Here is a 24,887-nt window from a genome sequence, read left to right on the forward strand (position 1 = left end):
GACAGGGGCCCGGGCAGCCGGGGTTTCCGGCCGCCCGTCGGCCACCCGTCGGCCGGGCGTCGGCCACCCGTCGACCCGCCCGGCGGCCGGGCGCCGGCGACCGTCCGGCGGCGCGGCGGCGCCGTTCGTCGCACGCCGAGGGGCGTACGGCGATCCGCCGGGGCCGTCGGCCGCACCGCCCCGGTGAACGGCCCGCCGGGGTCACCGCCCCCGCGTATCGTGGATCTTCCGGCGCGGGAGGAGCGAGATGTCCGAAATCCAGGCGCTGCTCGACGCCCTGACCGGACTGCCCCGCACCCGGCCCGCCGGTCCCGCCGAGGCCGAGGCTCTGCTCGCCCGGCTGCGCAGCGCGGCCGCGCGCTGGGCCGACATCCTCTACGAGGCCGGCGAAGGCGTCCGCGACCAGGTGCCGCCCCGCGCGGAGGCGGCGCTGACGCTGGCCTTCCGCCGCGCCGAGGAGTCGTACGTGGAGCTGGAGATCGCCCTGCGCGACTGTGCGGAGCACCGCGACCCGGTGATCTGACCCGCACGGGTCCCACCAGGTCCGAATCGTGCCTGTTGCCCTGTCAGGGGGCGTGCATAGACTCCGGTCACCCTTCCCCTCGCTTCGCTGGGGGGACCCCTACCCCCTGCGAAGGACCGACCGGTGAACCAGACGTACGCGCTGACCGCGGTCACCGTCGTCGTCCTGGTCACCGTCCTGGTCGGCGCGCTGGGTCTGCGGATCTCCCGGACCACGTCCGACTTCTACGTCGCCTCGCGCACGGTCGGGCCCCGCCTGAACGCGGCGGCGATCAGCGGGGAGTACCTCTCCGCCGCGTCCTTCCTCGGGGTGGCCGGGCTGGTGCTGCTCCAGGGGCCGGAGATGCTCTGGTATCCGGTGGGCTACACCGCCGGGTACCTGGTGCTGCTCGTGCTGGTGGCGGCCCCGCTGCGCCGCTCGGGCGCGTACACGCTGCCGGACTTCGCCGAGGCCCGGCTGGAGTCCCAGGCGGTGCGCCGGATCGCGGTGCTGTTCGTCATCGGGGTCGGCTGGCTGTACCTGCTGCCGCAGTTGCAGGGCGCGGGGCTGACCCTGGAGATCCTGACCGGGGCCCCGCACTGGGTGGGCGGGGTGGTCGTCGCCGTCGTGGTGAGCGCCGCCGTGGCCGCCGGCGGGATGCGCAGCATCACCTTCGTGCAGGCCTTCCAGTACTGGCTCAAGCTCACCGCCCTGCTGATCCCGGCGTTCTTCCTGGTCGCCGCGTGGGCCGGGGACGGCGCGCCGCGGGCCTCCTTCGACGCCCCGGCCGTCTTCCGCGAGCACACCGCCGTCACGCTGGCCGAGGACGTACGGCTGTCGGTCGAGGCGCCGCTCACGGTGACGGTGACCGGGCAGGTGGACGGGCGGACGTACGAGGCTGTCCCGGTGACCCTGGCCGCCGGGCAGCACTCCGTACGGGCCCGCGCGCGGCTGGAGTTCACCCCGGACACGCCCGTCCCCGACACCCGGGCGGAGGCCGGGCTCGGGGTGTCCAGCTGGTCGGAACCGCTGTCCGGGGACCGCCCGGAGTACCGGCTGTACGCGACGTACGGGCTGATCCTGGCCACCTTCCTCGGCACCATGGGCCTGCCGCACGTCGCGGTGCGCTTCTACACCAGTCCCAACGGGCGGGCCGCGCGCCGCACCACGCTGGTCGTGCTCGGGCTGGTCGGGGTCTTCTACCTGCTGCCGCCGGTGTACGGGGCGCTGGGCCGGATCTACGCGCCCGAGCTCGCCCTCACCGGCGACGCGGACGCGGCGGTGCTGGTGCTGCCCGAGCGGATGCTGGGCGGGCTGCTCGGGGAGCTGCTGGGGGCGCTGCTGGCCGGCGGCGCCTTCGCGGCGTTCCTGTCGACGGCCTCGGGGCTGACGATGGCGGTGGCCGGGGTGCTGCACCAGGACCTGCTGCCGTCGCGCGGGGTGCGCAGCTTCCGCTTCGCGGTGCTGGTGGCGATCCTGGTGCCGCTGGCCGGGAGCGTGGCGGCCCGGGACGTGCCGGTGGCGGACGCGGTGGGGCTGGCCTTCGCGGTGTCCGCCTCGTCGTTCTGTCCGCTGCTCGTCCTGGGCATCTGGTGGCGCCGGCTGACCCCGCCGGGTGCGGTGGCCGGTCTGGTCACGGGCGGCGGGGCGGCGCTGAGCGCGGTGCTGGCGACCCGGGGCGGCCTGGCCCCGGCGGGCTGGATGCACACGCTGCTGGCGTGGCCGGCGGCGTGGTCGGTGCCACTGGGGTTCCTGACGATGGTGCTGGTGTCGCTGGGCACCCGGTCGAAGATCCCGGTCGGGACGGCGGCCACCCTGGCGCGGCTGCACCTGCCGGAGAACGTGGCCGGGGAGCGGACGGGGGCCGCCCGGTGACCGGGACCGTGCTCGCGGTGCTGGCGGTGGCGGGCGCGGTCCTGCTGCCGGGCGCGGGCTGGGCGGCGGGCCGGTGGCACGCCCGGCGCGGTGAGCGGGCGGCCGGCCTGGACCTCGGGACCCCGGTGGAGCGGGCCACCTTCCACACCCTGCACACGGCTTCGCTGGCCGCTCCCCCGCTGCGCGCCGGGCTGACCGAGGACGCCGCCCGCAAGGCGGCCCGGCGGCTGCGGTCGCTGCTGGGCACGGAGGCGCTGTGCCTGACGGACCGGGAGTCGGTGCTGGCCTGGGACGGCCCCGGCGCCGACCACCACGAGCGGCGGGCGATGGCCCGGGTGGCGGTGATGCTGGAGTCGGGGCGCAGCCAGAGCGTGCGGACCGAGTGCCAGCGGCCCGACTGTCCGCTGAAGTGGGCGGTGGTGGCCCCGCTCACGGGCGAGGACGGGGTGCTGGGTGCGCTGGTGGCCTACGGGTCTCGGGAGTCGGCGGTGCTGGTGCGGGCCGCGACGGAGGTCGCCCGGTGGGTGTCCGTGCAGCTGGAGCTCTCGGAGCTGGACCGGTCGCGGACCCGGCTGATGGAAGCGGAGATCAAGGCGCTGCGGGCGCAGATCTCCCCGCATTTCATCTTCAACTCCCTGGCCGCGATCGCCTCGTTCGTCCGGACGGATCCGGAGCGGGCCCGGGACCTGCTGCTGGAGTTCGCTGACTTCACCCGGTACTCCTTCCGGCGGCACGGCGATTTCACCACGCTCGCGGAGGAGTTGCGCTCCGTCGAGCAGTATCTGGCGCTGGCCGGGGCCCGGTTCGGGGACCGGCTGAAGGTGACCCTGCAGGTGGCGCCGGAGGTGCTGCCGGTGGCGCTGCCGTTCCTGTGCCTCCAGCCGCTGGTGGAGAACGCCGTCAAGCACGGGCTCGAGGACTCCCCGCAGGAGTGCCGGATCACGATCACCGCGCGGGACGCGGGCGCGGAGGCGGTGATCACGGTGGAGGACAACGGGGTCGGGATGGATCCGGCCCTGCTGCGCCGGATCCTGGCCGGGGAGCACCGGGGCTCTTCGTCCGGCATCGGGCTGCCCAATGTCGACGAGCGGATCCGGCAGGTGTACGGCGACGCGTACGGCCCGGTGATCGAGACGGGCGTCGGCGCCGGCATGAAGGTCACCGTGCGGATACCGAAGTACCGGGCAGGCGTGCACAGTTCACCGCCGGGCCACCCACCTCACCGGTACTGACGGAAGGGGCCCGTGGCATCCTACGACCGGCGCGATGTGACGGAAGGATCGCCGACGTGCGGGTCGGGCGAGAGCAGCACCGTGACGAGTTGCGGGCATGGGTACGGGAGGGTGCGGAGGGCGGCGGTGCTCATGGCGCCTGCCTGATCGTCGAGGGGGAGCCCGGCGCGGGCCGGACCTCCTTCGTCCGGGAGGCGCTGGTGCAGGCGGCGGCGCTGGGCTGCCGGGTGCGGTACGGGGCGGCCGACGCGCTCGCGGCGGACCTGCCGCTGCGTGCCGCGCTGGACTGCGTGCACCCTTCGGGCCCCGCCCGGGCGGCCGTCGTCGCCCTGCTGCGGGAGGCCGAGGGGGCGGTGGCGCCCGGCGGCGCCCTGCTGGCGGCGATGGACCTGCTGGTGGCCGGGGTCGAGGAGTGGTGTGCGCAGCGGCCGCTGCTGCTGGTGCTGGACGACGCGCACTGGGCGGATCCGGCCAGCCTGCTCCTGTGGCGGCGCCTGGCCCGCACGGCGGCGGCCGGGCGGCTTCCGCTGCTGCTGGCGGCGACCCGGCGGCCGCTGCCCCGCCGGCCGGGGGCGCAGCGGCTGTGCGCGGCACCGGGCGGGCGCACGGTCCGGCTGGAGCCGCTGACCGCGGCGGAGTCGGCCGGGATGGTCCGCGGCCTTCTGGGGGCGCCGCCCGGGCCGCGGCTGCGGGAGGCGGCGGAGCAGGCCGGTGGCAATCCCCGGCTGCTGCGGGACCTGCTCGCCCACTGGTCCGGGCTGATCCGGGTCGAGGACGGCTGCGCGGAACTGTCCGTCGCGGTCGCCGAGTTGCCGACGCCGCCCGCCTCCGTGGCCCGGGGGCTCGACTGTCTCTCCGGTCCGGCGCGCACCACCCTGCGGCATGCGGCGATGCTGGGCCCGGCGTTCACCGCACGCGAGCTGGCCCTCGTACAGTCCAGGCCCGCACGGGAGTTGCTCGCGGATCTGGAGGAGCCGCTCCTGGCGGGGCTGCTGGAGGACACCGGGGACCGGCTGCGCTTCCGCCACCCGGCGCTGCGGCGGGCGCTGTACGCGCAGACGCCGGGGGCCCTGCGCACGGCCCTGCACCAGGACGCCGCCCGGGCCTTCGCCGAGGCGGGGCTGGACCCGGCCCGGACCGCCGGACAGCTGCTGCGCGGCGGCCGGCTGAGCCCCTGGGCGGTGCGTTGGCTGGCCGCTTCGGCGCCGGCCCTGATCGCCGCGGCCCCGGGTGCCGCGGCCGAGCTGCTGGAGCGGGCCATCGCGCAGGGCGATCCGCGGGAGCGGGAGACCCTGGAGGCGCTGGAGGAGCAGCTTGCGGACGCGGCGCTGACGCTGCGGCGAACGGAGTCCGCGGCTCTCCTCGACGCGCTGCGGGCCCGGACCACGGATCCCGACCGGCGGGCGGCGGTGGACTTCAAGCTGGTGTCGGCGCTGATGATCCAGGGGGACATGGCCCGCTCCCTCGCGGTGACGGAACGGGCCCTGGCCGAGCAGTTCCCCTCGGCCGTCCGGCGGCTGCGGCTGGAAGCCTGCCGGGTGCTGGCGCTGGCCGATCTGCACCGGCCGGCCGAGGCGTTCGCGCTGGCCGGGCCGGTGGTGGCGGGGGCGCGGCGGCTGGGCGATCCGCTGTGCGCGGCGGAGGCCCATCACGCGATGTCGTTCGCGCTGTTCCACCTGGGGCGCGGGCGGGACTCGCTGCACCACGTCGCGGAGGGGATCGCCTGTGCGCGGCGCAGCCCGGCCGCCAACGACATGCGGCTGCTGCTGCTGGCGAACCAGGCGGAGGGCCACCTGCGCTTCGACGAGCCGGACATCGTGGCCGCCGCGCTCGGTGAGGCGCGGGAGCTGGCGGCCGCGACCGGCTCGACGGGGCGGCTGGTGGTGACCGAGGCCCGGCTCGCCGAGTTCCACTACCGGCTCGGCGACTGGGACGAAGCCCTGTCCGGCGTGGCCCGGGCGCGCGAGCTGCCGGTGTCCGACGGCTGGCTGCCGGTGGTGGTGCACGGGCTGCGGGCTCTGGTGCTGGGCCACCGCGACGAGCGGGAGGCGGCGGGCACGGAGCTCGCGGACCTGCCGGCCGACGCCTTCGCCACGTCCGCCGCGCGCCGGTACGCCTCCCATGTGCTGCTGGCCCGGGCCCTGTTGGCGGAGCGGGACGGACGCCCGGCCGACGCGCTGCGCGCGCTGCTGCCCGAGCTGGCGGACGACGCGGAGGAGGTGGTGTCGTACGAGCGCCCCTGGGTGCTGTCGGAGATCGTCCGGCTCGCCCTGGAGAGCGGGGAGACCGCTACGGCGCGGGAGGCGGTGGCGGCGTGCGGGCGCCTGGCGGCGGCGCTGCCCGATTACCCGGGTCCGGCGCTGGCCCTGCTGCGCTGCCGGGGCCTGTTCGCGCAGGATCCGGAGCTGCTGGCGGAGGCGGTGGCGCGGGGGGAGCGCGGCGGGTGGCCGCTGGTGCTGGGCCACACCCTGGAGGACCTGGCGGTGGCCCGGGCCTGGCACGGCGACCTGGCCGGCTCCCGGTCGGCGCTGACGCGCGCGGTGGCGGCGTACGAGGACCTGGGCGCCCTGTGGGACATCGCGCGGGCCGATGCCCGGCTGCGGAGCCTGGGGGTGCGCCGGGGCAGCCGGTCGGCGCGGCGGCGGCCGGCGAACGGCTGGGAGGCGCTGACCCCGGCCGAGCTGAAGGTGGCGCTGCTGGTGGCGCAGGGCCGGTCGAATCCGGAGATCGCGAGCGCGCTGTTCCTGTCGCGCAGGACGGTGCAGACGCACGTGTCGCACATCCTGGCCAAGCTCCAGGTCCGCTCCCGCGCGGCGGTGGCGGCTCAGGCGGCCGCCCGGGCGCAGGGGGCGCCGGGTCCGTAGCCGGGCATGGCGGCGCGCAGCGCCCGTAAGGCGTAGTGCGTACGGGACTTCACGGTCCCGGGGGGCACGCCGAGCACCTCGGCGGCCTCGCAGACCGAGGCCCCCCGGAAGTAGATCTGCACCAGCACGGCGCGGTGCTCGGGGCTGAGTAATCGCAGGGCTTCGCGGAGGTCGAGGGAGGTGACGGCCTCCTCGGTACGGTCGTCGGCTGCCGGGGAGTGCTCCAGGGCGTCCGGCCCGACCTCGGCGGGGCGCACCTGGCGGGCCCGCCGGGCGTCGATGGCCAGGCGCCGGCCGACGGTGTAGAGCCAGGGCCGCATGGAGGCGTGGCCGCTCTCCAGGGCCTCGGGGTGCGTCCAGGCGCGGAACAGCGTCTCCTGGAGCAGGTCCTCCGCGCGGTGCCGGTCGCCGAAGGTCAGGCCGAGGAGGAAGCCGTAGAGGGCCTTGCCGTGCTCGCTGTGCAGCCGGGCGAGGGCGTGCGCGTCGGTGCGACGGGTGAGGGTGCTGGTCACGGGGTGCCCCTTCCAGGTCGGATGACCTGAGCGTGACGGAGCGGTGCCGTGGAGTTATCCGCCGCTTGGCGTATCCCGCCGCACCGATCGCCGACCGGTCGAACGGCACGCCGAACGGTCCCCTGCCGGGCTCCGCCCGGACCCGCGCCTCAATCGCCGGCGGGGCTGGACATGCCTCCGGCGGCGCCTCAAACGCCGGCGGGGCTGAAATTGCCCTGCGGGCAATCCAGCCCCGCCGGCGTTTGGCGCGCTGGGGGTGCCCCCGGACGGAGTCTGGGGGAGGGTCTGGTGGCGGAGCCCCCGGCAGCGGGCGCGCGCCCGGGTACGCGCGTGGCCCCGGCCGTCCAGGGCGGACGACCGGGGCCACGGGAAAGGAAACCTAGCTCCAGCTGGCGTGCAGCGGCTTGCCCTCGGCGTAGCCCGCGGCGGACTGGACGCCGACCACGGCCTTCTCCTCGAACTCCGCGAGGGAGCCCGCACCCGCGTAGGTGCAGGACGAGCGGACACCCGCGATGATCGAGTCGATCAGGTCCTCGACGCCCGGACGGGCCGGGTCGAGGAACATGCGCGAGGTGGAGATGCCCTCCTCGAACAGACCCTTGCGGGCCCGGTCGTAGGCCGACTCCTCGCTCGTACGGTTCTGCACCGCACGCGCCGACGCCATACCGAAGGACTCCTTGTACAGGCGCCCGTCGGCGGACTGCTGGAGGTCGCCCGGGGACTCGTACGTACCGGCGAACCAGGAGCCGATCATGACGTTCGACGCGCCGGCGGCCAGCGCCATCGCCACGTCGCGCGGGTGACGGACACCGCCGTCGGCCCACACGTGCTTGCCGAACTTCTTGGCCTCCGCCGCGCACTCCAGCACCGCGGAGAACTGCGGGCGGCCCACGCCGGTCATCATGCGGGTGGTGCACATGGCGCCGGGGCCCACACCGACCTTGATGATGTCCGCGCCGGCCTCGATCAGGTCGCGCACGCCCTCGGCGGCGACGATGTTGCCGGCCACGATCGGGACCTGCGGGTCCAGCGCGCGGACGGCCTTGATCGCGTTGATCATCGACTCCTGGTGGCCGTGCGCCGTGTCGATGACGAGCGTGTCCACGCCCGCGTCGAGCAGCTGCTTGGCCTTCTGCACGAAGTCGCCGTTGATCCCGACGGCGGCCGCGATGCGCAGCTTGCCGTTCGCGTCGGTGGCGGGGGTGTACAGGGTCGCGCGCAGCGCGCCCTTGCGGGTGAGGATGCCGACGAGCTTGCCGTCCTTGTCGACCGCCGGGGCCAGCTTGCGGTGGCCGGCGTCGAGCTTGTTGAACGCCTCGCGGGGGTCGATGTCGGCGTCGATGAGCAGCAGCTCCTTCGACATGACCTCGGAGAGCTGGGTGAAGCGGTCCACGCCGGTGAGGTCGTGGTCGGTGACGACGCCGACCGGGCGGCCCTCGCCGTCGACGACGACGCCGGCGCCGTGGGCGCGCTTGGGCAGCAGGGACAGCGCGTCGGCCACGGTCTGGGTGGGCGCCAGCGTGATCGGGGTGTCGAGGACGAGGTGGCGGGTCTTCACCCAGGAGATGACGTCGGTGACGACCTCGATCGGGATGTCCTGCGGGATGACGACGATGCCGCCGCGGCGGGCGACCGTCTCGGCCATCCGGCGGCCCGCGATGGCGGTCATGTTCGCCACGACGAGCGGAATGGTGGTGCCGGTGCCGTCGGGCGCGGAGAGGTCGACGCCCTGACGGGAACCGACCGCGGAGCGGCTCGGCACCATGAACACATCGTCGTACGTCAGGTCGTACGGCGGCTTCTGGTCATTGAGGAAACGCACGTGCTGAACATCCCAGTCGATCGAAGGATCCTTCTATGGCCTCGACAGGGCAGCCGAGGAAACGCACGTACTTCATTCTCCCATGACCTGGGGTTTACACCGCCCGGGCCGATCGTCCAGGACATACCGGGCCGCCTGGTCGTTTCCTACGGGACTTTGGTCCTCCGGCGGTGGATCGGCAGGCGGCTTGCCACCAGCGGGAGCGCCGATCCGCCGTGCCGGACCGCCGTGAACTCGGCCGCGATGGCCAGGGCCGTCTCCTCGGGGGTCGCGCCGCCCAGGTCGAGGCCGATCGGGGAACGCAGCCGGTCCAGCGCGGCCTGCGGCACTCCTTCCTCGCGCAGCCGCGCGACCCGTTCGGCGTGGGTGCGCCGCGATCCCATGGCTCCGACGTAGGCCAGCGGCAGCCGCAGGGCGAGCGCGAGGAGCGGCACGTCGAACTTGGCATCGTGGGTGAGGACGCACACGGCGGTACGGGCGTCCAGCCGGCCCGCGTCCCGTTCCGCGGCCAGGTGCCGGTGCGGCCAGTCGACGACCACCTCGTCGGCTCCGGGGAAGCGGGCGGGGGTCGCGAAGACGGGCCGGGCGTCGCACACGGTGACCCGGTGGCCCAGGAAGGCGCCGATCCGCGCCAGGGCCGCGGCGAAGTCGATGGCTCCGTAGACGATCAGCCGGGGCGGTTCGGCGGCCGATTCGACCAGCAGGGTCAACGGCTCCCCGCACAGCCCGCCGGCCGTGCCGAGCTCGACGGTGCCCGTGCGCCCGGCCAGCAGCAGCGCTCTGACCTGCTCGGCGGCGGCCCGGTCCAGCTCCGCGCCGCCGCCCAGGGAGCCCTCGTACGATCCGTCGGCGTGCACGGCGAGTGCCCGGCCGAGCTGGAGCGGCGGGCCGGAGACCACCCGGGCCAGCGCGGCCCGCGTCCCGCCGGCGGCGGCGTCGAGCACCGAGCCGAGGACCGGGCGCACGGGGTCGCGCCCGCGCACCGGGGTGACCAGGACGTCCAGGACTCCCCCGCAGGTGAGTCCCACGGCGAAGGCGTCGTCGTCGCTGTAGCCGAAGCGGTGCAGGCCACCCCGGCCGGATTCGATCGCGTCGAGGCAGAGCTCGTGCACGGCGGACTCCACGCAGCCCCCGGAGACGGAGCCGAGCGCGGTGCCCCAGTCGTCGACGGCGAGCGAGGCGCCCGGTCCGCGCGGGGCGCTCCCGCTGACGGAGACGACGGTGGCCAGGGCGAATTCCCGGCGCGCGGCGCACCACGCGCGTAGCTCGTCGGCTATGTCGAGCATCAGCGGATGTACTCGCGGCGCGGGGTCTGTCCGGGGATGAGCGGCCTGGGCGGCATGACGGCCGGGGCCGGCGGCCGGGTGGCGGTCGGCCGGCCCGTGGCGGCGCGGGCGGCGGCGCGGGCGGGTCCGCTGTACGCGTCGGCCGCCGGGTCGCGCGCGCCCAGGAGTTTCGCTGCGTGGGCGACGCTCGCCAGGGTGGCGTGGTGGTGCCAGCCGCGGAAGGAGCGGCCCTCGAAGTCACGGATGCCCACGGGTTCGCAGGTCTCGGTGAAGTCGAGGGAGACGCGGTCGGTGAGTTTGGCGAGCAGGAACAGCTGGGCGAGGGGCCGGTCGCCGATGTTGGTGATCCAGAACTCGGAGGGCAGCAGCGCGGCTTCGGTCCAGGCCCCGACCAGCAGCAGCGGGGTCGACGGTGCGGGTGCGGGCCGGTCCTCGCTGGGGGTGGCGAGGATGGAGGCCGAGGTCAGCAGGGTCACGGCACCTTCGGCCCGGCCGTGCCGGGTCCATTCGACGACGCGGCGCTGGGAGCGCAGGGAGTCGATGAGCTCGCGGGCGGGCGCGGTGTGCGGGCCCGGCTTGTGGCGGCCGGCGCCGCCGAAGGAGACGGGCAGCGAGCCGTCGACCTTGAAGACGAAGGGGATGTCCTGGAGGGCGAAGGACTCGATGCTCTGCGGGAGATCGCCGTTGGCGACCTCCATCACCACGGGCCGGCGCTGGAGTTGCCAGGTGGCGGCCATCCGCTGAACGGCGTGTACGGCGTCCTGGGCGGGGGTGAGGGAGCGGGCCGTGTCGGGGATGCCGGCCCTGCGGCGGCGCAGGAGTTCGCTGGTCCAGGGCCCGGGGAGGGTGAGGGTCCATTCGACCGGGAAGCTCGCCTCGCTGGAGGCGAGCCAGATCCCGCTGGCCTGCTGACAGTTGGCGGTGCGGCCGAGCTGGGGGACGAACTGCCGGCCGACGCCGACCGAGCGGTCGCCTGCCTTCTCTATGACCATGGGCTGGAGCACCCAGGCCAGCGGGCGCTGCGCGGTGCGTTCGAGGTGCTGGGCGAGGGAGCGGCGGACCGGGGTCCAGTCCCAGGGGGACTTGCTGATGAACTGCTGCAGGCTCTGCTCGACGGAACTGGCTCCGGTTCCGGCGATGTTGCGGATTGTTTTCTTCCCTTTGGTCCGCACCAGGCCGTTCAGATAAACGCGGGCCCAGTTTCGCTGGTCCCGCCGGGGTAAGGACTCGAAGAGAAGAGAGATCAGAACGTCGATCAATTCGGAGATTTCCTTCGTGGAATCCTCCGGCAGGACTAAGCGAGCCATCTGGTGCCTCCCCCGCGACCAGCTAGATCCAATACCCTACTTGACCGCGGAGAACGGCCGTAGGCCCCGGCGGCTACTTCCTGAGGTCGCTGGCAGTTTCGAGCCGCTCTTCCTCTACCACGAGGGGGATGGGGATCTGGTTCGCCGCATAGTAGATCGCGATCAGGAAGTGGGCGACAAGGGTGAGCGGTGCGGAGAAGAACGCCAGGATGACGGTCAAGGGGTAGGCGATGGCGCCGAGGCCGAAGCGCACCCTCGTCGCCCTGGCGCCTTCCTTGTCGACGTGTTCGTGGAAGAGGTGTCCCACCCGGGTGACGTACCACCAGAAGGCCAGGAACGCCAAGGCGTAGGCCACCGTGACGAGGCTGTAGAGGACGGCCGCCGCGTTGGCCGAGCCGCCTTCCTCCATGAGGTGTTCGGCGAGGACGTTGGTGGTGTAGGGAATCACCGACACCACCATGAGCACCAGGAGATTCAGGAACAACAGCGGGCGGTCGACCCGCTTGAGGTGACTGAAGATGGTGTGGTGGTTCACCCACATCACACCGATGATGAGGAAACTCACCACATAGGCGGCGTAATGCGGCCACTGTTCCCGGACTCCGTGCCAGAACTCGGATCCCGCTTCTTCCGGAACCTTCAATTCCAGGACGAGGATGGTAATGATGATGGCAAATACACCATCACTGAATGCCTCGACCCGTCCGGTTTCGCGTTCCATGGCCTCCCCTTCACCATTTCTTGCATATATCTACGACCCGCCACACATACGGGGAGGGCGCACGTCCGCCGCCCTCCCCGCACACGCTACCCAGATTTCTCCGGTCAGCCGCCGAACCCGGCAGTCTGCCGCCAGATTCGGCCATCGCGGACCACAAGTGTCCCGAACGCGTGCTCCGGTTCACCGTTCAGGTTCATGATCGCCCGGTAGAAGATGGTGTCGTCCGTCTCGATGTACTCCTGGAGTTCGACCAGGGTGGGCTTCACCGTGAGATAGCCGGTGAACGTCTCGCGAACGGCGTCGATGCCGACCGAGACGCCCTCGAAGCGCAACAGCACCGCGTCGTCGGTGTAGTTCTTCATTACCGCCTCGATGTCCAGGGCGGCCAGCGCTTCCATCTGGCGCACGAACACCGGGTGCAGCTTGGAGATGTCGTACTTGGCCATGTCGACTCCGTTCGTTCAACTGGTGGAGGTGGGTACTTCTGGTGTTGCGGCAGGTGAGGCGCAGGACTGCGCGCTGCCGGCGAACGGCAGCCGGACGACCATCCGGGTCTCGCCCGGGCGTGAGCGGGCCGCGATCGACCCGTGGTGGCGCTGGGTCACGATGCGGTAGCTGAGGTGCAGCCCCAGGCCCGTGCCCTTGCCCACGTCCTTGGTCGTGTAGAAGGGTTCGAAGATCCGCGGCAGGGATTCCTCCGGGATGCCGCGGCCGGTGTCGGTGATCTCCACGACCATGCAGACGCCTTCGGCCCGGGCGCGCAGGGTGAGGACGCCGGCGCCCTCCATGGCCTCGGCGGCGTTGTCGACCAGGTTCGTCCACACCTGGTTCAACTCGCTCGGATAGCCCGTCAGTTCGGGCAGGTCCGGCTCGTACGCGCGGACGATGCTGATCCCGGCGAGCTTGGCACGCAGTACGACCAGCGTGTTCTCCATTCCGTCGGTCACCGAGAAGCGCTGTTCGGGCGCGCGGTCGAGATTGGCGTAATCCCGGGTGGCGGCGACGAGTTGGGAGATGCGCGGGCCGGCCGCCCGGAGCTCCGCGGCGAGCGAGCGGATCTCCAGCAGCGCCGCCAGGTGGTCCAGGGCGGCCGCGAGGGCCGGCTCGCCGACGCCCTCCAGCCGCTCCAGCAGCCAGCCCAGCTCCAGCCCGAGGTCCGCGACGCCCGAGCCGAGCAGCCCGGGCCGTTCCGTGCCCGCCTCCTCGGCCCAGTCGGCGATCTCCTCCTCGGCGTCGGCCTGGGCGAACGGATCGGTGATCTCCGGCGGCGGCAGCTTGTCCAGTTCGTCGGCGAGCCGGTCGAGTACGGAGCGCTCCGCGCCGGTGGCGGCCGCGCCCCAGGCCTGGGCGGTGCGGGTGAGCCGGTCCAGGGCGGGGGCCAGCTCCTGCGCCGCCCGGGCCACGGCGGCCGCCGGATTGTTCAGCTCGTGGGCCAGGCCAGCGGCGAGGGTGCCGAGCGCCTCCACAGTGGCCCGTTTGCGGGCCTGCACCTCGGAGGACTTGATCCGCCAGGCCAGCACGGGTATCAGGACGGCGGCCACCCCGTGGCAGCGGGTCAGCATCTCGAAGAAGACCGGCTTCGCGTAGGCCACGACGGTGGTCGACGGCCCGCTCGCGGCCGCGGTGGCCACGTAGGCGCCGTCGGTCAGCAGCGGCAGTTCGCCGGTGAACCGGTGGGCGGCCGACGGTTTGCCGTCGTGGTCCTCGGCGGCGGCACTCTCCTCCTCGGTGGAGTGCCGGGTGAGCACCTCCTCCCGGCCGTCGACGACCTTGGTGACGACGAGCCCGCCCGAGAGCAGGACGTGGAATCCGGTCGCCTCCTCGCCGTCCCGGAAGAGCACCTCGCCGTCGGCGAGGACCCGGGGCTCGGAGACCGAGACCAGCCAGTCCAGCTGGTCCTCCGTGATCCCGGCGAAGATCTCCAGCCCGCGCAGCGCGGACCTCAGCTCCAGGGGGTTCATGCCGTGCTCCCCTCCGCCCGGGTGCGGGCGGCCAGCCTCAGGGTGACCAGCAGGGCCAGCGCGCACACCCCGGCGACGGCGGCCATGAAGCCGACGGAGGTGCGGTGCAGCCCGTGGATGTTGGTGAGCATCCCGGCGAGCACCGCCGGCACGCTCATCGCGAGGTACGCGAAGACGTAGACGGCGGCGGTCAGTTCGCCCCGGTGCGCCGGGTCGGCGAGTGCGCTCAGCGCGCGGAAGGAGCCCAGGAAGGCGGCCCCCCAGCCGCTGCCGAGGACCGCGGTGGCCACCAGGAACACCGCGGCCGAGCCGAGACCCAGCGCGAGCAGGACCAGGGCGAGCCCGGCGAGCAGTCCGCACAGCCCGAGCACGGCGGTCCGCAGGGCCTCGGTGCGGCCCAGCATCAGCTGGGCCGCGGTGGCGGCGCCCGCGAGGAGCGCGACCGTGCCTCCGCCGACGAGGTAGTTGGTGGACTCCAGGAGCGAGAGGGCCAGGTGCGGGCCGAGCGAGAGGTAGAAGCCGCCCACGGACCAGACGGCGACGATGGTCAGGACGAGGACGGCGAACCGGCCGCGGGCACCGGCCGGCACGTGGATCCGGTGCGGGACCACCCGGAAACGGCCCCCCGCCCCCGGGGCGCTCTCGCGCATCCGGACCACGCCGACCAGGGTCACCGCGAAGGCCCCGATCAGCAGCAGGTAGCTCAGGACGGTCGGCGCGGGGGCGAACTGGACGAGGAGGCCGGCGCCGATCCCGCCGAGCCCGATCCCCACGGTCGGTCCGGCGCTGTTGACCTGGGCGCCGAGCGCGGGCCGGGAAGCGGGGGCGAGTTCCAGGAGGGCCGCGCCCATCGCCCCGGTGGCCAGGCCCACGGCGAGCCCCTGCACGGCGCGGGCGGCGAGCAGCAGCCCGAGCCCCTGGGCGCCGGCGAAGAGTCCCATGGAGACGATCGCGAGGAGCAGCCCGGCGGCCAGCACCGGGCGCCGGCCGAGGGTGTCGGACAGGGACCCGAACAGCAGGAGCCCGGCGAGCACGGTGACCGCGTACAGGGCGAAGACCACCGTGATCATGCCGGAGGACAGGTCCCACTTCTGCTGGTAGAGCACGTAGAGGGCGGAGGGCACGGAGGAGGAGAGCATCAGCAGGACGAGGACCGCGCCCACCACCCAGAAACCGGAGCCTCTGGGCACGTCGGCCGCCGGTGCGGCCGGGTGCACGCTGACTCCCACGCTCGTCTTGGACATGTCGGCCACTGCTTGCTCAACTCCCCCGTGATGGACCCCGCGTGGGATCCGTGATGTGCGGTCAGGCGAGGGCCTGGGCCCTTGCCAGCGCGCGGGCGGTGAGCACCCCCGCGAGATGGCCGAGGTACTCGGCCGAGGTGCCGCGCCCGGGGACGAAGAGCTCCCGGGGCTCGGCGCGGAACGCCGCGAGCACGGCGTCCGTCGTGTACGGGCCCCCGCGCAGCCGGTCTTCGACCCCGCGCAGCCGCAGCGGGCGGGCGGTGGCTCCGGTGACGGCGATGCGCGGTCCGTCGGGCGTGACCCGTACGGCGGTGGCGCACACCGGGTAGCGGGTGGCCCGGTCGGCGGTCTTCTCGAAGGCGGCGGACCGTCCGGCGGCGGGCACCAGCAGGGCGGTGACCACCGTGCCGGCGGGCGCGCCGGCGGCCGCGAACTCCTCGGCGGTCACGGTCGACCGTCCGCCGGGACCGGCCAGTTCGACCCGGGCGTCGGCGGCGATGGCGGCGACCGGCAGGTCGGTGGCCCGCCCGCCGGCGGCGAGGTTGCCGCCGGCGGTGCCGAGGTTGCGGACCTGGGGGTCGCCGTTGGCGCGGGCCGCGGCGGCCAGTTCCGGTGCCCCGGCGAGCACCAGCGGGTCGGCGGAGAGTTCGGCGAGCGTGGTGAGGGCGCCGATCCGCAGTCCCGCACCGTCGGTGCCGCGCGTGATGCCCCGCAGCTCCGCCAGCCGCCGGATGTCGACCAGCAGGCCGGCCCGGTCGGCGCCGGCGCGCAGGTCGGGCAGCAGGGTCTGGCCGCCGGCCAGCACCCGGGCGCCGCGCGTTCCGGCCAGCAGGGTCAGCGCCTCGTCGAGGCCGACGGGCCGGACGTAGTCGAACTCGGTGAGGATCATTCGGCTTCCCCTCTCAGGCGGCGCCAGACCTTCTCGGGGGTGAGCGGCATGTCGATGTGCTGGACGCCCAGGTCGGAGAGGGCGTCGACGACGGCGTTGACGACGGCCGCGGCGGGCGGGACGGTGGCGATCTCGCCGGCGCCCTTGGCGCCGAGCGGGTTGTGCGGGGTGGGCGTGACGGTCTTGTCGAGGGCGAAGAACGGCACGTCGGCGGCGCGCGGCAGGGCGTAGTGGCCCAGGTCGCGGCTGACGAGCAGCCCGTTCTCGTCGTACTCGGCGGCCTCCATGAGGGCCTGGCCGAGGCCGTGCACGATGCTGCCCTCGATCTGGCCGAGGACCACCTTCGGGTTGCCGATGTTCCCGGCGTCGTCGACGGCGGTGTAGGCGACGACCTCGGTCTCGCCGGTCAGTTCGTCCACCTCGACGACCGCGACGTGGGTCCCGAAGGGGTAGTTGAAGTCCGGCGGGTCGAAGTGGGTGGTCTCGTCGAGCGCGGGCTCGATCTCCGGGGGCAGCCCCCAGCCGTACCACATGGCCATCGCCAGCTCGGCGAAGGTCTTGGTGTTCTCCTCGTTGCCCTCTTCGTAGACCTTGCCGCCCGCGTAGACGACCTTGTCCTCGGGGATGCCGAGGAAGACGGCGCCGGCGCGGACCAGCTTGGCCTTGATCTTGCGGGCGGTGAGGGCGACGGCGGGCGCGGCCATGCTGTAGGAGCGGGAGCCGTAGGTGCCCTGCCCGTAGGGGGCTTTGAGGGTGTCCCCCTCGTAGACCTGGACCTGCTCCGGGTCGATGCCGAGCTCCTCGGCGGCGACCTGCGCGAAGACGGTGGCGTGGCTCTGGCCGGTGGAGGCGGAGCCGACGGTGACGGTGACCTCGCCGGTCGGGTGGACGCGGATGTTCGCGCTCTCCCAGGTACCGCCGAGCATGCCCTCCTTGGACATCCGGGTGGAGGGGCCGACCCCGCAGATCGCGACGTAGGTGGCGAGGCCGACACCGAGGCGCTTGCCGCGGGTGCGGGCCTCGGCCTTGCGGGCCGGCATGTCGGCGTAGCCGGACAGCTCGATGGCCCGGTCGAAGTTCAGCTGGTAGTTCCCGGAGTCGTAGGTCCAGCCGAGGCCGTTGTCGTACGGGAACTTCTCGGTCGGCACCAGGTTCTTGCGCCGAACCGCCGCCGGGTCCATACCGATCTCGGAGGCGTACCGGTCGACCAGGCGCTCCATCAGGAAGGCGGCCTCGGCGCGCCCGCTGCCGCGCTGGGCGCCGAGCGAGACGGTGTTGGTGAAGGCGGCGTAGACCTCGCAGAAGGCGGCGTCGATGTCGTACATCCCGCTGATGGAGCGGCCCATCAGGGCGGTGGCGACACCGGGGCCGATCGTCGAGGGGTACGCGCCGAGGTTGGCGTAGCTGGTGCAGCGCACGGCGGTGATGCGGCCGTCGCGGGTACCGGCGAGGGTGACGTGCTGGCGGTGGTCGCGGCCCTGGACGGTGGAGTTCATCAGCCCGGTGCGGGTGTCCACCCACTTCACGGGCCGGCCGAGCGCCTTGGACAGGAGCAGGACCAGCGCCATGTCGGGGTACAGGTAGCCCTTGGTGCCGAAGCTGCCGCCTACGGTCGGGGCGATCACCCTGAGTTTGTTGAAGGGGATGCCGAGGACCAGCGCGGAGAGCAGGAATCGGTGGTTGTGCGGGCCCTGGGTGGAGGCGTAGAGCGTGTACTCGCCGGTGGCGGCGTTGTAGTCGCCGACCGCTCCGCGCGGCTCGATGGGGCTGTTGATGGTGCGCTGGTTCACCAGGTCGAGCTCGACGGTGACCTCGGCTTCGGCGATGGCCGCGTCGGTGCGGTCCTTGTCGCCGCAGGTCCAGTACGCGTTCAGGTTGCCCGGGACCGCCTCGTGCAGCTGGGGCGCGCCCTCGGCGAGCGCCTCGTCGGCCCGGGTGACCACGGGCAGCGGCTCGTACTCGACGGCGATGGCGGCCAGCGCCGCGGCGGCCTGGCGCGGGGTCTCGGCGACGACCACGGCGATGGGGTCGCCGACGTGGCGCACGGTGTCGCCGGTGAGGACCGGGCGGGCGCCGGGAAGTCCGTACGGGTGGGGCGGGAAGTGGCTCTCGACCCCGCCGGGTATCCAGATGCAGGGCAGCGGCATCACGTCGGTGAAGTCGGCGGCGGTGGCCACCTTCAGCACGCCGGGCAGCTGCTCGGCCGCCTTGGTCTCGATGGAGAGGATCTTCGCGTGGGCGACCGGGCTGCCCAGGATGGCCATGTGGGCCGTGCCGGGCAGGTCGATGTCCCCGACGTACTTGGCCTCGCCGCGCAACAGCTGCGGGTCCTCGCGGCTGTCCAGCGGCTGCCCGAGAACGCCGTTCCCCGGGAGGGAGGTCTCCCCCGTCACTGTGGTCATGTCCCTCACGCCTCCTGTCCGGCGGCGGAGGATCCGGCGGGCGTCTCGACGCGGGCGGCCGCGCAGGCGCGCTGCACTCCGCGTACGACGCTGTGGTAGCCGGTGCAGCGGCAGAGGTTGCCGGTGAGCCACTCACGGATCTCCGGCTCGGTGGGGGCCTCGCCGCCGGCGGTGTTGTCGACCAGCTCGCCGAGGGCCATGACCATGCCCGGGGTGCAGAACCCGCACTGGGTGCCGTGCTCCTGGCGCAGCGCCTCCTGGAGCCCGGTCAGTTCGCCGCCGGGGGTGGTGACGCCCTCGATGGTCGCCACCTCGGAGCCGGCGGCGGAGGCGGTGAGGACGAGGCAGCTCTTGACCGACCGGCCGTCGAGCTGGACGACGCAGGAGCCGCACTGACCGGTGTCGCAGCCGACTTTGGTGCCGGTCAGTCCGAGGCCGTCGCGGAGCCGTTCCACGAGCAGTTCGTTCGGCTGCGCCGAGAACTGCTCGGGTCTTCCGTTCACGTTCAGTGTGATATCCATGCCAGCGCCTGCGCTTCCGTGAGCGGCCGGTTGAAGAGGGGCCCGCCGGGCTGCTGGAGAATTCCCCCGGAGTGCAGCGGGCCGGTGTCTACGGGCGCGAATCCCAGATCCGTGATGATTCCCGCGACGATTTCCTTCGCTTTCCCGTCGTCGCCCGCCGTGAAATGCGCCAGGCGCTCACCGGCAGCGGTGCCGGCGACTGCGAGAGTTTCGAAGTGCATGGTGTTCAGGGATTTCACGACCTGCGCGCCGGGATACCACTCGGCGACCAGGTCGCTGGAGCCGCGACCGCCGAGATCGGCGGGGTCGCCGGGGCCGCTGAACGCGTTCGTGGCGTCCACCAGCACCTTGTCCTGTACGACGTGCGGCGGCAGCAGCCCCCGCACGGAGGCGAACGGCACCATCAGCACCAGGAGTTCGGCCTGCCCGGCGGCCTTGACGGGGTGCGCCGCCGAGGCCGCCGGGCCCAGCTCGGCCAGGAGCGGGCCGAGGGTCTGCGGGCCCCGGGCGTTGGCCAGCACGACCTCGTGGCCTGCCGCCACGAGGATCCGCGCGAGGACCGTGCCGATCCGCCCGGTGCCGATGATGCCTGTCCGCATGTGACGCTCCTCGATCGCTGGTTTCCGCGCGCGGTCCGCGCTGTCGGGCCGCGGTGTCAGTCCATGCCGATCCAGACCGACTTGGTCTGGGTGTAGCTCTCCAGCGACTCGGGTCCGCACTCGCGGCCGTAGCCGGAGGCCTTGTAGCCGCCGTAGGGGACGGAGGGGTCGTACTGGTTGTAGCAGTTGACCCAGACCGTGCCCGCCTTGATCTGCGAGGCGACGCGGTGGGCGCGCCGCAGGTCCTTGGTGTGGACTCCGGCGGCGAGGCCGTACGCGCTGTCGTTGGCGATGCGCACGGCGTCCTCCTCGGTGTCGAAGGGGATGATCGACAGGACCGGGCCGAAGATCTCCTCCTGGGCGATCCGCATGCCGTTGTCGACGCCGGTGAAGACGGTCGGCAGGAAGTAGAGGCCCTGGCTGGAGGCGCCCTCGGGGGTCCACCCGGTGCCGCCGGTGCGCAGGATCGCGCCTTCCTTCTCGCCGACCTCGATGTACGAGCTGACCTTGTCGAACTGGCCGCGGTGGGCCAGCGGCCCGAACAGCGTGGCGGGGTCGCGCGGGTCGCCCGGCTTGAGGGCGGCGGCCCGGCGGACCAGGCGTTCGACCATCTCGTCGTGGATGGGCCGGTGCAGGAGCAGGCGGGAGCCGGCGGTGCAGATCTCGCCCTTGTTGTAGTAGATGCCGAAGAAGGCGAGTTCCTCGGCGGCGTCGAGGTCGGCGTCGGCGAAGACGATGTTGGCGGACTTGCCGCCGAGTTCCATCGTCACCTTCTTCAGGGTGCCGGCCGCCTTGCGGATGATGGACTGGCCGACGGAGGTGGATCCCGTGAAGGCGATCTTGTCGATGTCCGGGTGGTCGGTGAGGGTCTCCCCCAGTTCCACGCCCGGACCGGTGATCACGTTCAGCACACCGTCCGGGATCTCCGCCTCCTGGAAGAGCTCGGCGATCTTCAGGGCGGTGAGCGGGGTGGCCGGGGAGGGCTTGTGCACGACCGTGTTCCCCGCCGCCAGCGCCGGTGCGATCTTCGTCATCGACAGCAGCAGCGGGAAGTTGAACGGGGTGATCGCGCAGACCACGCCCAGCGGTTCGCGCAGGGTGTAGGCCAGCTGCCCGCCGGCCGGCGCCCGCGAGGAGCCGTCGACGCGGGTCACGGCGCCGGCGTAGTAGTGCATGAGCTGGGCGGCCATGGGGGCGTCGACCGTGCTGGAGAAGGCGAACGGCTTGCCCATGTCCACGGTCTCCAGCAGGGCGATTTCCTCCAGGTCGCGCTCGATGAGCTCACCGACCCGGTTCAGCCTGAGCGCACGCTCCTGCGCGGACAGTCTGCTCCACGGACCTTCCTCGTACGCCTTGCGGGCGGCGGCGACGGCCGCGTCCGCGTCGGCTGCGGTGGCCTGGGCCACCGGCACGATCTCCTGGCCGTCGACGGGGCTGACGTCCGGTTCGGTACGGCCGTCCTGGGCCGAGACCCACTTGCCGCCGATGAACAGCTTCCCGGGATTGGCCAAGGGCTGGCCGCTCAGCTCACGCTTGGTCATGGCTGCCTTCCGTGTCGTATGCGGGGGCGGTGCTAGCCCTTCGCGAGCTGCGCTAAGAAGGTCTCGGCGAGGGCCTTGGAGGAGTACGGGTTCTGGCCGGTGGTCAGCTTTCGGTCCACGACGACGTGGGAGTCCCAGATCGCTTCGGCCTTCTCGTAGCGGGCGCCGAGCCGGGTGAGCTCGACCTCCAGGATCAGCGGGAGCCGGCCGGCCATGTTGGTGACGAGCTCCTCGCTGTGCGAGAAGGCCGTCATCCGGTAGCCCTCGAAGGGCCAGTGGCCCTCGCCGTCGCGCAGCGCGAGCAGCGAGGTGTGGCCGTGGCACACGGTGGCGAGCGGCTTGTCCTGGGCGATGACCCAGCGCAGGATCTGCGCGAGTTCGTCGGACTTCGGCAGGTCGCCGATCGCGCCGTGGCCGCCGCTGACGTAGACGCCGTCGTAGTCGGCGATGTCCTTCTCGGTCAGGGACTCCAGCGCGATGGGGGCCTTCAGCTGGGGGGTGTTCTCGATGACCCGGACGTACTCGGCGGCGTTGGCCGCGTCCTCGTCCGGCGAGCCCTGCGGGCGGACCCACTGGAGGAACTGGGGATCGATGCTCGTCTGGTCGACGGTCGGGGCCTGGCCCCCGATCGTCGCCACGTCCACGGCGTGGCCGGCGGCCTTGAACAACTGGTAGGGAACGACGAATTCCTCGGCCCAGAATCCCGAGGGGTGCTGTTCGCCGTCCAGTAGATGGAGCGTGGCCTTGGCCGTCATGACGACGAGAATCTTCATGATTCTCTCCTTGTTCTGGATTCGCTGCCGATTCAACACGGCCCCCGCAGGGGGCGTAAGGGGACGGCGTCAGGCCCGTGATACTTCGTCACGTGCGTCCAACGCCGAGATGATGGTGCGGAATTCACCGACCAGGGGATGGTCTGGATGGGCTTCTGCGAATATGCGCTCTCCGTACAGCGCCGCCATTTCCGGTGAGTACGGAAGGATTCCGGCCAGGGGTGCGCAGTAGACCTCCTCCGCGCGCCGCCGGGCCTGTTCCCGGTCGATGCCCTCGGGGGCCATGCTCAGCACCACGGTCCGCCGGCAGGCCAGGCGCCCGGCGAGGGCGATGGTCTCCTCGACCCCGGAGAGGTCGATCCGGTCGGCCCGGGCCATGATCATCAGCACGTCGGCGCTCGCCATGGCGGTGACCGACTCGTTGTTCAGCCCGGCGTGGGTGTCGAGCAGCAGCACGTCGAGGGCGTAGTGCCCGGCCAGCCGGTCGAAGCCCTCCGGGAGCAGGCCCACGTCGTAGCCGCTGGTCATGAGCTCGCGCAGGGCCGCGGTGCCGGTACGGGCCGGTACGACGTACAGCCCGGGCGCGCCCACCTGCTGGGCCGCGGCCTCGATCTCGCAGCGGCCGAGCAGGTAGTCGGCCAGGGAGGCGCCGGGTCCGAGCCGGAACAGCAGGTCCAGCGTGGGTGACTGGATGTCGGTGTCCACCACTCCCACCCGGCGCCCTTCGGCCGCGATCAGCAGCGCGAGGTTCGCCAGTACCGAGGACTTCCCGGTGCCACCGCGGTGCGAGTGCACGACGATGGTGCGGGTCATCTAGGCCACCACCTTGTGGCCGGCACCGTCCGCGTGCGGCCCCCGCGCCGCGCGTGGCCGGTGCAGGGCCAGCATGGTGACGTCGTCGTGCTGTTCGGCGGTGCCGGTGTGCTCGCGCACCGCCAGGTCCATCCGGTCGACCACGTCCTTGCCGCTCACCGGGACACCCGCGAGCAGTTCCAGCATCCGTTCGTCACCGAGGAAGCTGCCGTTGGGACAGCGGGCCTCGGGGACCCCGTCCGTGAAGGCGAAGAGCGTGTCGCCGTGGTCCAGCTGGGCGTAGCCCAGGGTGTACACGCAGTCGGGCAGGACCCCGACGGCCGGGCCGGTGACGTCCAGCTCGAGGGGCCGGCTGCCGTCGGCGCGCAGCAGCAGTGGCGGGTTGTGGCCGCCGTTGATGTAGACGAGGCTGCCGGTCAGCGGGTCGAGCACGCCGAAGAACAGGGTGGCGAAGTAGCCCTGCCGCAGGTGGTTGCGGGTGAGGTAGCCGTTGGTGGCGGTGACCGCGTTGAGCAGCGGGGTGGCACCGACCACCGGGATCCGCCGGCTGCCGCCCGCGCGTCCGGCGGCGACCAGGTGCTGGAGGCCGCTGTTCTCCGCGGTGTGCCGCAGCAGCGAGCGGATGAGCGCCATGAAGAGCGCCGCCCCGACCCCCTTGTCGCAGACGTCGGCGACGACGAACGCGAGCCGGCGGCCGCGGGAGATCTCGAAGACGTCGTAGAAGTCCCCGGCGACCTGCCGGGCCGGCCGGAACCGGACGTCGATCTCCCAGCCCGCCGGGACGGGCAGCGATTCGGGCAGGAACCCGGCCTGGATCTCCCGGCCGATCTCCAGCTCCTTCTCGTAGCCCATGAGTTCGGCGCGGGCGTCGGCTTCGCGCAGGGTGCGGCCGAGTCCGGCGCGCTCCGAGCAGCTGTGCAGCCGGGCCCCGACGAGGGCGGGCAGGAAGGGAGGGACGAGGTAGTCGTGCCCGATCCGGACGTGTTCCTCCAGGGCGGCGAACTCGGTCACCGTCCAGACGACCACGATGGGGGCCCCGGCCCAGCGGCGCAGCCGGCGTACGGCCATCCGTACGGACTCCCCGTCGGACTCGGCCGGGGCGAGCAGCACGTCCGCGACGGGAAGCAGTTCCTGCGGGCCTTCCCGGAGCTCCGTCAGCGTACGGGTGACGAGTTCCGCGTCCATGGTCCGCAGCGCCTCGAACAGCTCGGGCGGCGGTGGCGGGTACTCGTCGAGGATGATCACGGTCGTGGAGGGCATGGGTCCGTCCCCTCAGCCTTCACTGTCAGCGTGCTGATGTTGCGGCCGTCCCTGTGCGCATAGCTGAACTCGTCCACGCTGGTCAGCGCCAGGTGGATGCCGAGGCCGCCGATCCGCCGTTCCTCGGGGGCGACCCCGGGGACGGGCGGGAGGCGGCCTTCGACGGGGTCGAAGGCGGGTGCGGCGTCTTCGATGGTGATCTGCACCCCGCCCGGGCCGGAGCGGCCGCGGACGGTGATCCGTCCGTCGCCGCCCCGGTACCCGTGCATCACGATGTTCGTGGCCAGCTCGTCCACGGCCAGCCGGAGCCGGTAGGCGGCGCCCTTGTCCAGGGCCGCCCGTCCGGCCAGCCGCAGGACGAACGAGGCGATCTCGCCCAGTGCCCCGACCGTCGCGGGCACCTCCAGTACGACGGGCGTCCTCGCCAGTTCGACCATGTCACTCACGGTGGTCACTCATCGGAGAGGACGATGCTGCGGTCGAGCCCTGCCGTCCGGATGGTCCGGGACACGGGCTCGATGGCACCGACCACCTTGATGGTGACGTTGTTCGCGACCTTCTGCTGGGCGAAGACCAGGGAGCGGAGTCCGGCGCTGGCCATGTAGCCGACGCCGGCCATCCTGATCTCGACGGTGCTGGTGCCGTGTCCGGCGGCCTTCTCGATGGTCTGGTGGAAGTCCGGCGCGGTCTTGGCGTCCAGTTCGCCCGTCAGTTCGATCACGGTGGTGTCGCCCTCGATGCTCAGGGACACGGAAAGCGGCAT

At 72.8% G+C, this 24,887-nt stretch carries 22 protein-coding genes; 4 read left to right on the plus strand and 18 right to left on the minus strand.

The annotated features are described in order from the left end of the window. The first annotated feature begins 247 nt into the window (after positions 1-247). The 4 genes from ACGFYQ_RS13855 (at position 248) to ACGFYQ_RS13870 (ending at position 6,473) form a co-directional block, all read left to right on the plus strand. Entirely contained in the window at positions 248-523 is a 276-nt protein-coding gene (locus ACGFYQ_RS13855; protein ID WP_393743398.1) for a hypothetical protein, read from the plus strand. Positions 524-646: 123 nt separating this feature from the next. After that, on the plus strand, positions 647-2,377 hold the full coding sequence (locus ACGFYQ_RS13860; protein WP_393743400.1) for a cation acetate symporter: 1,731 nt from the start codon (positions 647-649) through the stop codon (positions 2,375-2,377). Further along, positions 2,374-3,609 (plus strand): sensor histidine kinase, encoded by a 1,236-nt coding sequence (locus ACGFYQ_RS13865; RefSeq protein WP_393743402.1) that lies wholly within the window; start codon positions 2,374-2,376, stop codon positions 3,607-3,609. Before ACGFYQ_RS13860 ends, ACGFYQ_RS13865 begins: the two co-directional genes overlap by 4 nt. A 56-nt stretch (positions 3,610-3,665) precedes the next feature. Next, a complete protein-coding gene (locus ACGFYQ_RS13870) occupies positions 3,666-6,473 on the plus strand; it encodes an ATP-binding protein (protein WP_393743404.1) in 2,808 nt (935 codons plus the stop codon). Here the strand turns inward: ACGFYQ_RS13870 and ACGFYQ_RS13875 are convergent. From ACGFYQ_RS13875 to ACGFYQ_RS13960, 18 genes are all read right to left on the minus strand, one after another. After that, positions 6,434-6,985: a sigma-70 family RNA polymerase sigma factor gene (locus tag ACGFYQ_RS13875; RefSeq protein WP_393743406.1), complete on the minus strand. Its 552-nt coding sequence runs from the start codon at positions 6,983-6,985 to the stop codon at positions 6,434-6,436. The genes ACGFYQ_RS13870 and ACGFYQ_RS13875 overlap by 40 nt on opposite strands. Positions 6,986-7,364: 379 nt before the next feature. After that, positions 7,365-8,807 carry a GuaB1 family IMP dehydrogenase-related protein gene (locus ACGFYQ_RS13880; RefSeq protein ID WP_393743408.1) on the minus strand — a complete coding sequence of 481 codons (1,443 nt, stop codon included), beginning with the start codon at positions 8,805-8,807 and terminating at the stop codon, positions 7,365-7,367. 146 nt (positions 8,808-8,953) lie between these two features. After that, positions 8,954-10,093 (minus strand): XdhC family protein, encoded by a 1,140-nt coding sequence (locus ACGFYQ_RS13885; RefSeq protein WP_393743410.1) that lies wholly within the window; start codon positions 10,091-10,093, stop codon positions 8,954-8,956. Continuing rightward, entirely contained in the window at positions 10,093-11,400 is a 1,308-nt protein-coding gene (locus ACGFYQ_RS13890; RefSeq protein ID WP_393743412.1) for an IS701 family transposase, read from the minus strand. Before ACGFYQ_RS13890 ends, ACGFYQ_RS13885 begins: the two co-directional genes overlap by 1 nt. 73 nt (positions 11,401-11,473) lie before the next feature. Next, on the minus strand, positions 11,474-12,121 hold the full coding sequence (locus tag ACGFYQ_RS13895) for a TMEM175 family protein (RefSeq protein ID WP_393743414.1): 648 nt from the start codon (positions 12,119-12,121) through the stop codon (positions 11,474-11,476). Between the two features lie 104 nt (positions 12,122-12,225). Next, positions 12,226-12,567, minus strand: a complete 342-nt coding sequence (locus ACGFYQ_RS13900; protein ID WP_257557273.1) for a nuclear transport factor 2 family protein — start codon at positions 12,565-12,567, stop codon at positions 12,226-12,228. 15 nt (positions 12,568-12,582) lie between these two features. Next, positions 12,583-14,082: an ATP-binding protein gene (locus tag ACGFYQ_RS13905; RefSeq protein WP_393743417.1), complete on the minus strand. Its 1,500-nt coding sequence runs from the start codon at positions 14,080-14,082 to the stop codon at positions 12,583-12,585. Next, positions 14,079-15,326, minus strand: coding sequence for an MFS transporter (locus ACGFYQ_RS13910; protein ID WP_393743419.1), 1,248 nt, complete (start codon positions 15,324-15,326; stop codon positions 14,079-14,081). The genes ACGFYQ_RS13905 and ACGFYQ_RS13910 overlap by 4 nt, the downstream gene beginning before the upstream one ends. 61 nt (positions 15,327-15,387) lie before the next feature. Beyond that, positions 15,388-16,215, minus strand: coding sequence for an FAD binding domain-containing protein (locus ACGFYQ_RS13915; protein ID WP_393743421.1), 828 nt, complete (start codon positions 16,213-16,215; stop codon positions 15,388-15,390). Continuing rightward, positions 16,212-18,617: a xanthine dehydrogenase family protein molybdopterin-binding subunit gene (locus tag ACGFYQ_RS13920; protein ID WP_393743422.1), complete on the minus strand. Its 2,406-nt coding sequence runs from the start codon at positions 18,615-18,617 to the stop codon at positions 16,212-16,214. Before ACGFYQ_RS13920 ends, ACGFYQ_RS13915 begins: the two co-directional genes overlap by 4 nt. A gap of 5 nt (positions 18,618-18,622) precedes the next feature. After that, positions 18,623-19,138: a (2Fe-2S)-binding protein gene (locus tag ACGFYQ_RS13925; RefSeq protein WP_393743424.1), complete on the minus strand. Its 516-nt coding sequence runs from the start codon at positions 19,136-19,138 to the stop codon at positions 18,623-18,625. Next, on the minus strand, positions 19,123-19,857 hold the full coding sequence (locus ACGFYQ_RS13930) for an NADPH-dependent F420 reductase (protein WP_393743426.1): 735 nt from the start codon (positions 19,855-19,857) through the stop codon (positions 19,123-19,125). The genes ACGFYQ_RS13925 and ACGFYQ_RS13930 overlap by 16 nt, the downstream gene beginning before the upstream one ends. Further along, positions 19,794-21,278, minus strand: a complete 1,485-nt coding sequence (locus tag ACGFYQ_RS13935; RefSeq protein ID WP_393743428.1) for an aldehyde dehydrogenase family protein — start codon at positions 21,276-21,278, stop codon at positions 19,794-19,796. The genes ACGFYQ_RS13930 and ACGFYQ_RS13935 overlap by 64 nt, the downstream gene beginning before the upstream one ends. Before the next feature lie 32 nt (positions 21,279-21,310). Then, the gene (locus ACGFYQ_RS13940) at positions 21,311-22,051 is read right to left on the minus strand and encodes a type 1 glutamine amidotransferase domain-containing protein (protein WP_393743430.1); all 741 of its coding nucleotides are present in this window, start codon (positions 22,049-22,051) and stop codon (positions 21,311-21,313) included. Positions 22,052-22,120: 69 nt separating this feature from the next. Beyond that, on the minus strand, positions 22,121-22,864 hold the full coding sequence (locus ACGFYQ_RS13945; protein WP_393743432.1) for an AAA family ATPase: 744 nt from the start codon (positions 22,862-22,864) through the stop codon (positions 22,121-22,123). Next, a complete protein-coding gene (locus ACGFYQ_RS13950; RefSeq protein ID WP_393743434.1) occupies positions 22,865-24,124 on the minus strand; it encodes a PP2C family protein-serine/threonine phosphatase in 1,260 nt (419 codons plus the stop codon). Beyond that, positions 24,106-24,579: an ATP-binding protein gene (locus tag ACGFYQ_RS13955; RefSeq protein ID WP_393743436.1), complete on the minus strand. Its 474-nt coding sequence runs from the start codon at positions 24,577-24,579 to the stop codon at positions 24,106-24,108. Before ACGFYQ_RS13955 ends, ACGFYQ_RS13950 begins: the two co-directional genes overlap by 19 nt. After that, positions 24,576-24,887: an STAS domain-containing protein gene (locus tag ACGFYQ_RS13960; protein WP_215147958.1), complete on the minus strand. Its 312-nt coding sequence runs from the start codon at positions 24,885-24,887 to the stop codon at positions 24,576-24,578. The genes ACGFYQ_RS13955 and ACGFYQ_RS13960 overlap by 4 nt, the downstream gene beginning before the upstream one ends.

The sequence above is a fragment of the Streptomyces sp. NPDC048258 genome (assembly GCF_043201995.1).
Classification (GTDB): domain Bacteria; phylum Actinomycetota; class Actinomycetes; order Streptomycetales; family Streptomycetaceae; genus Streptomyces.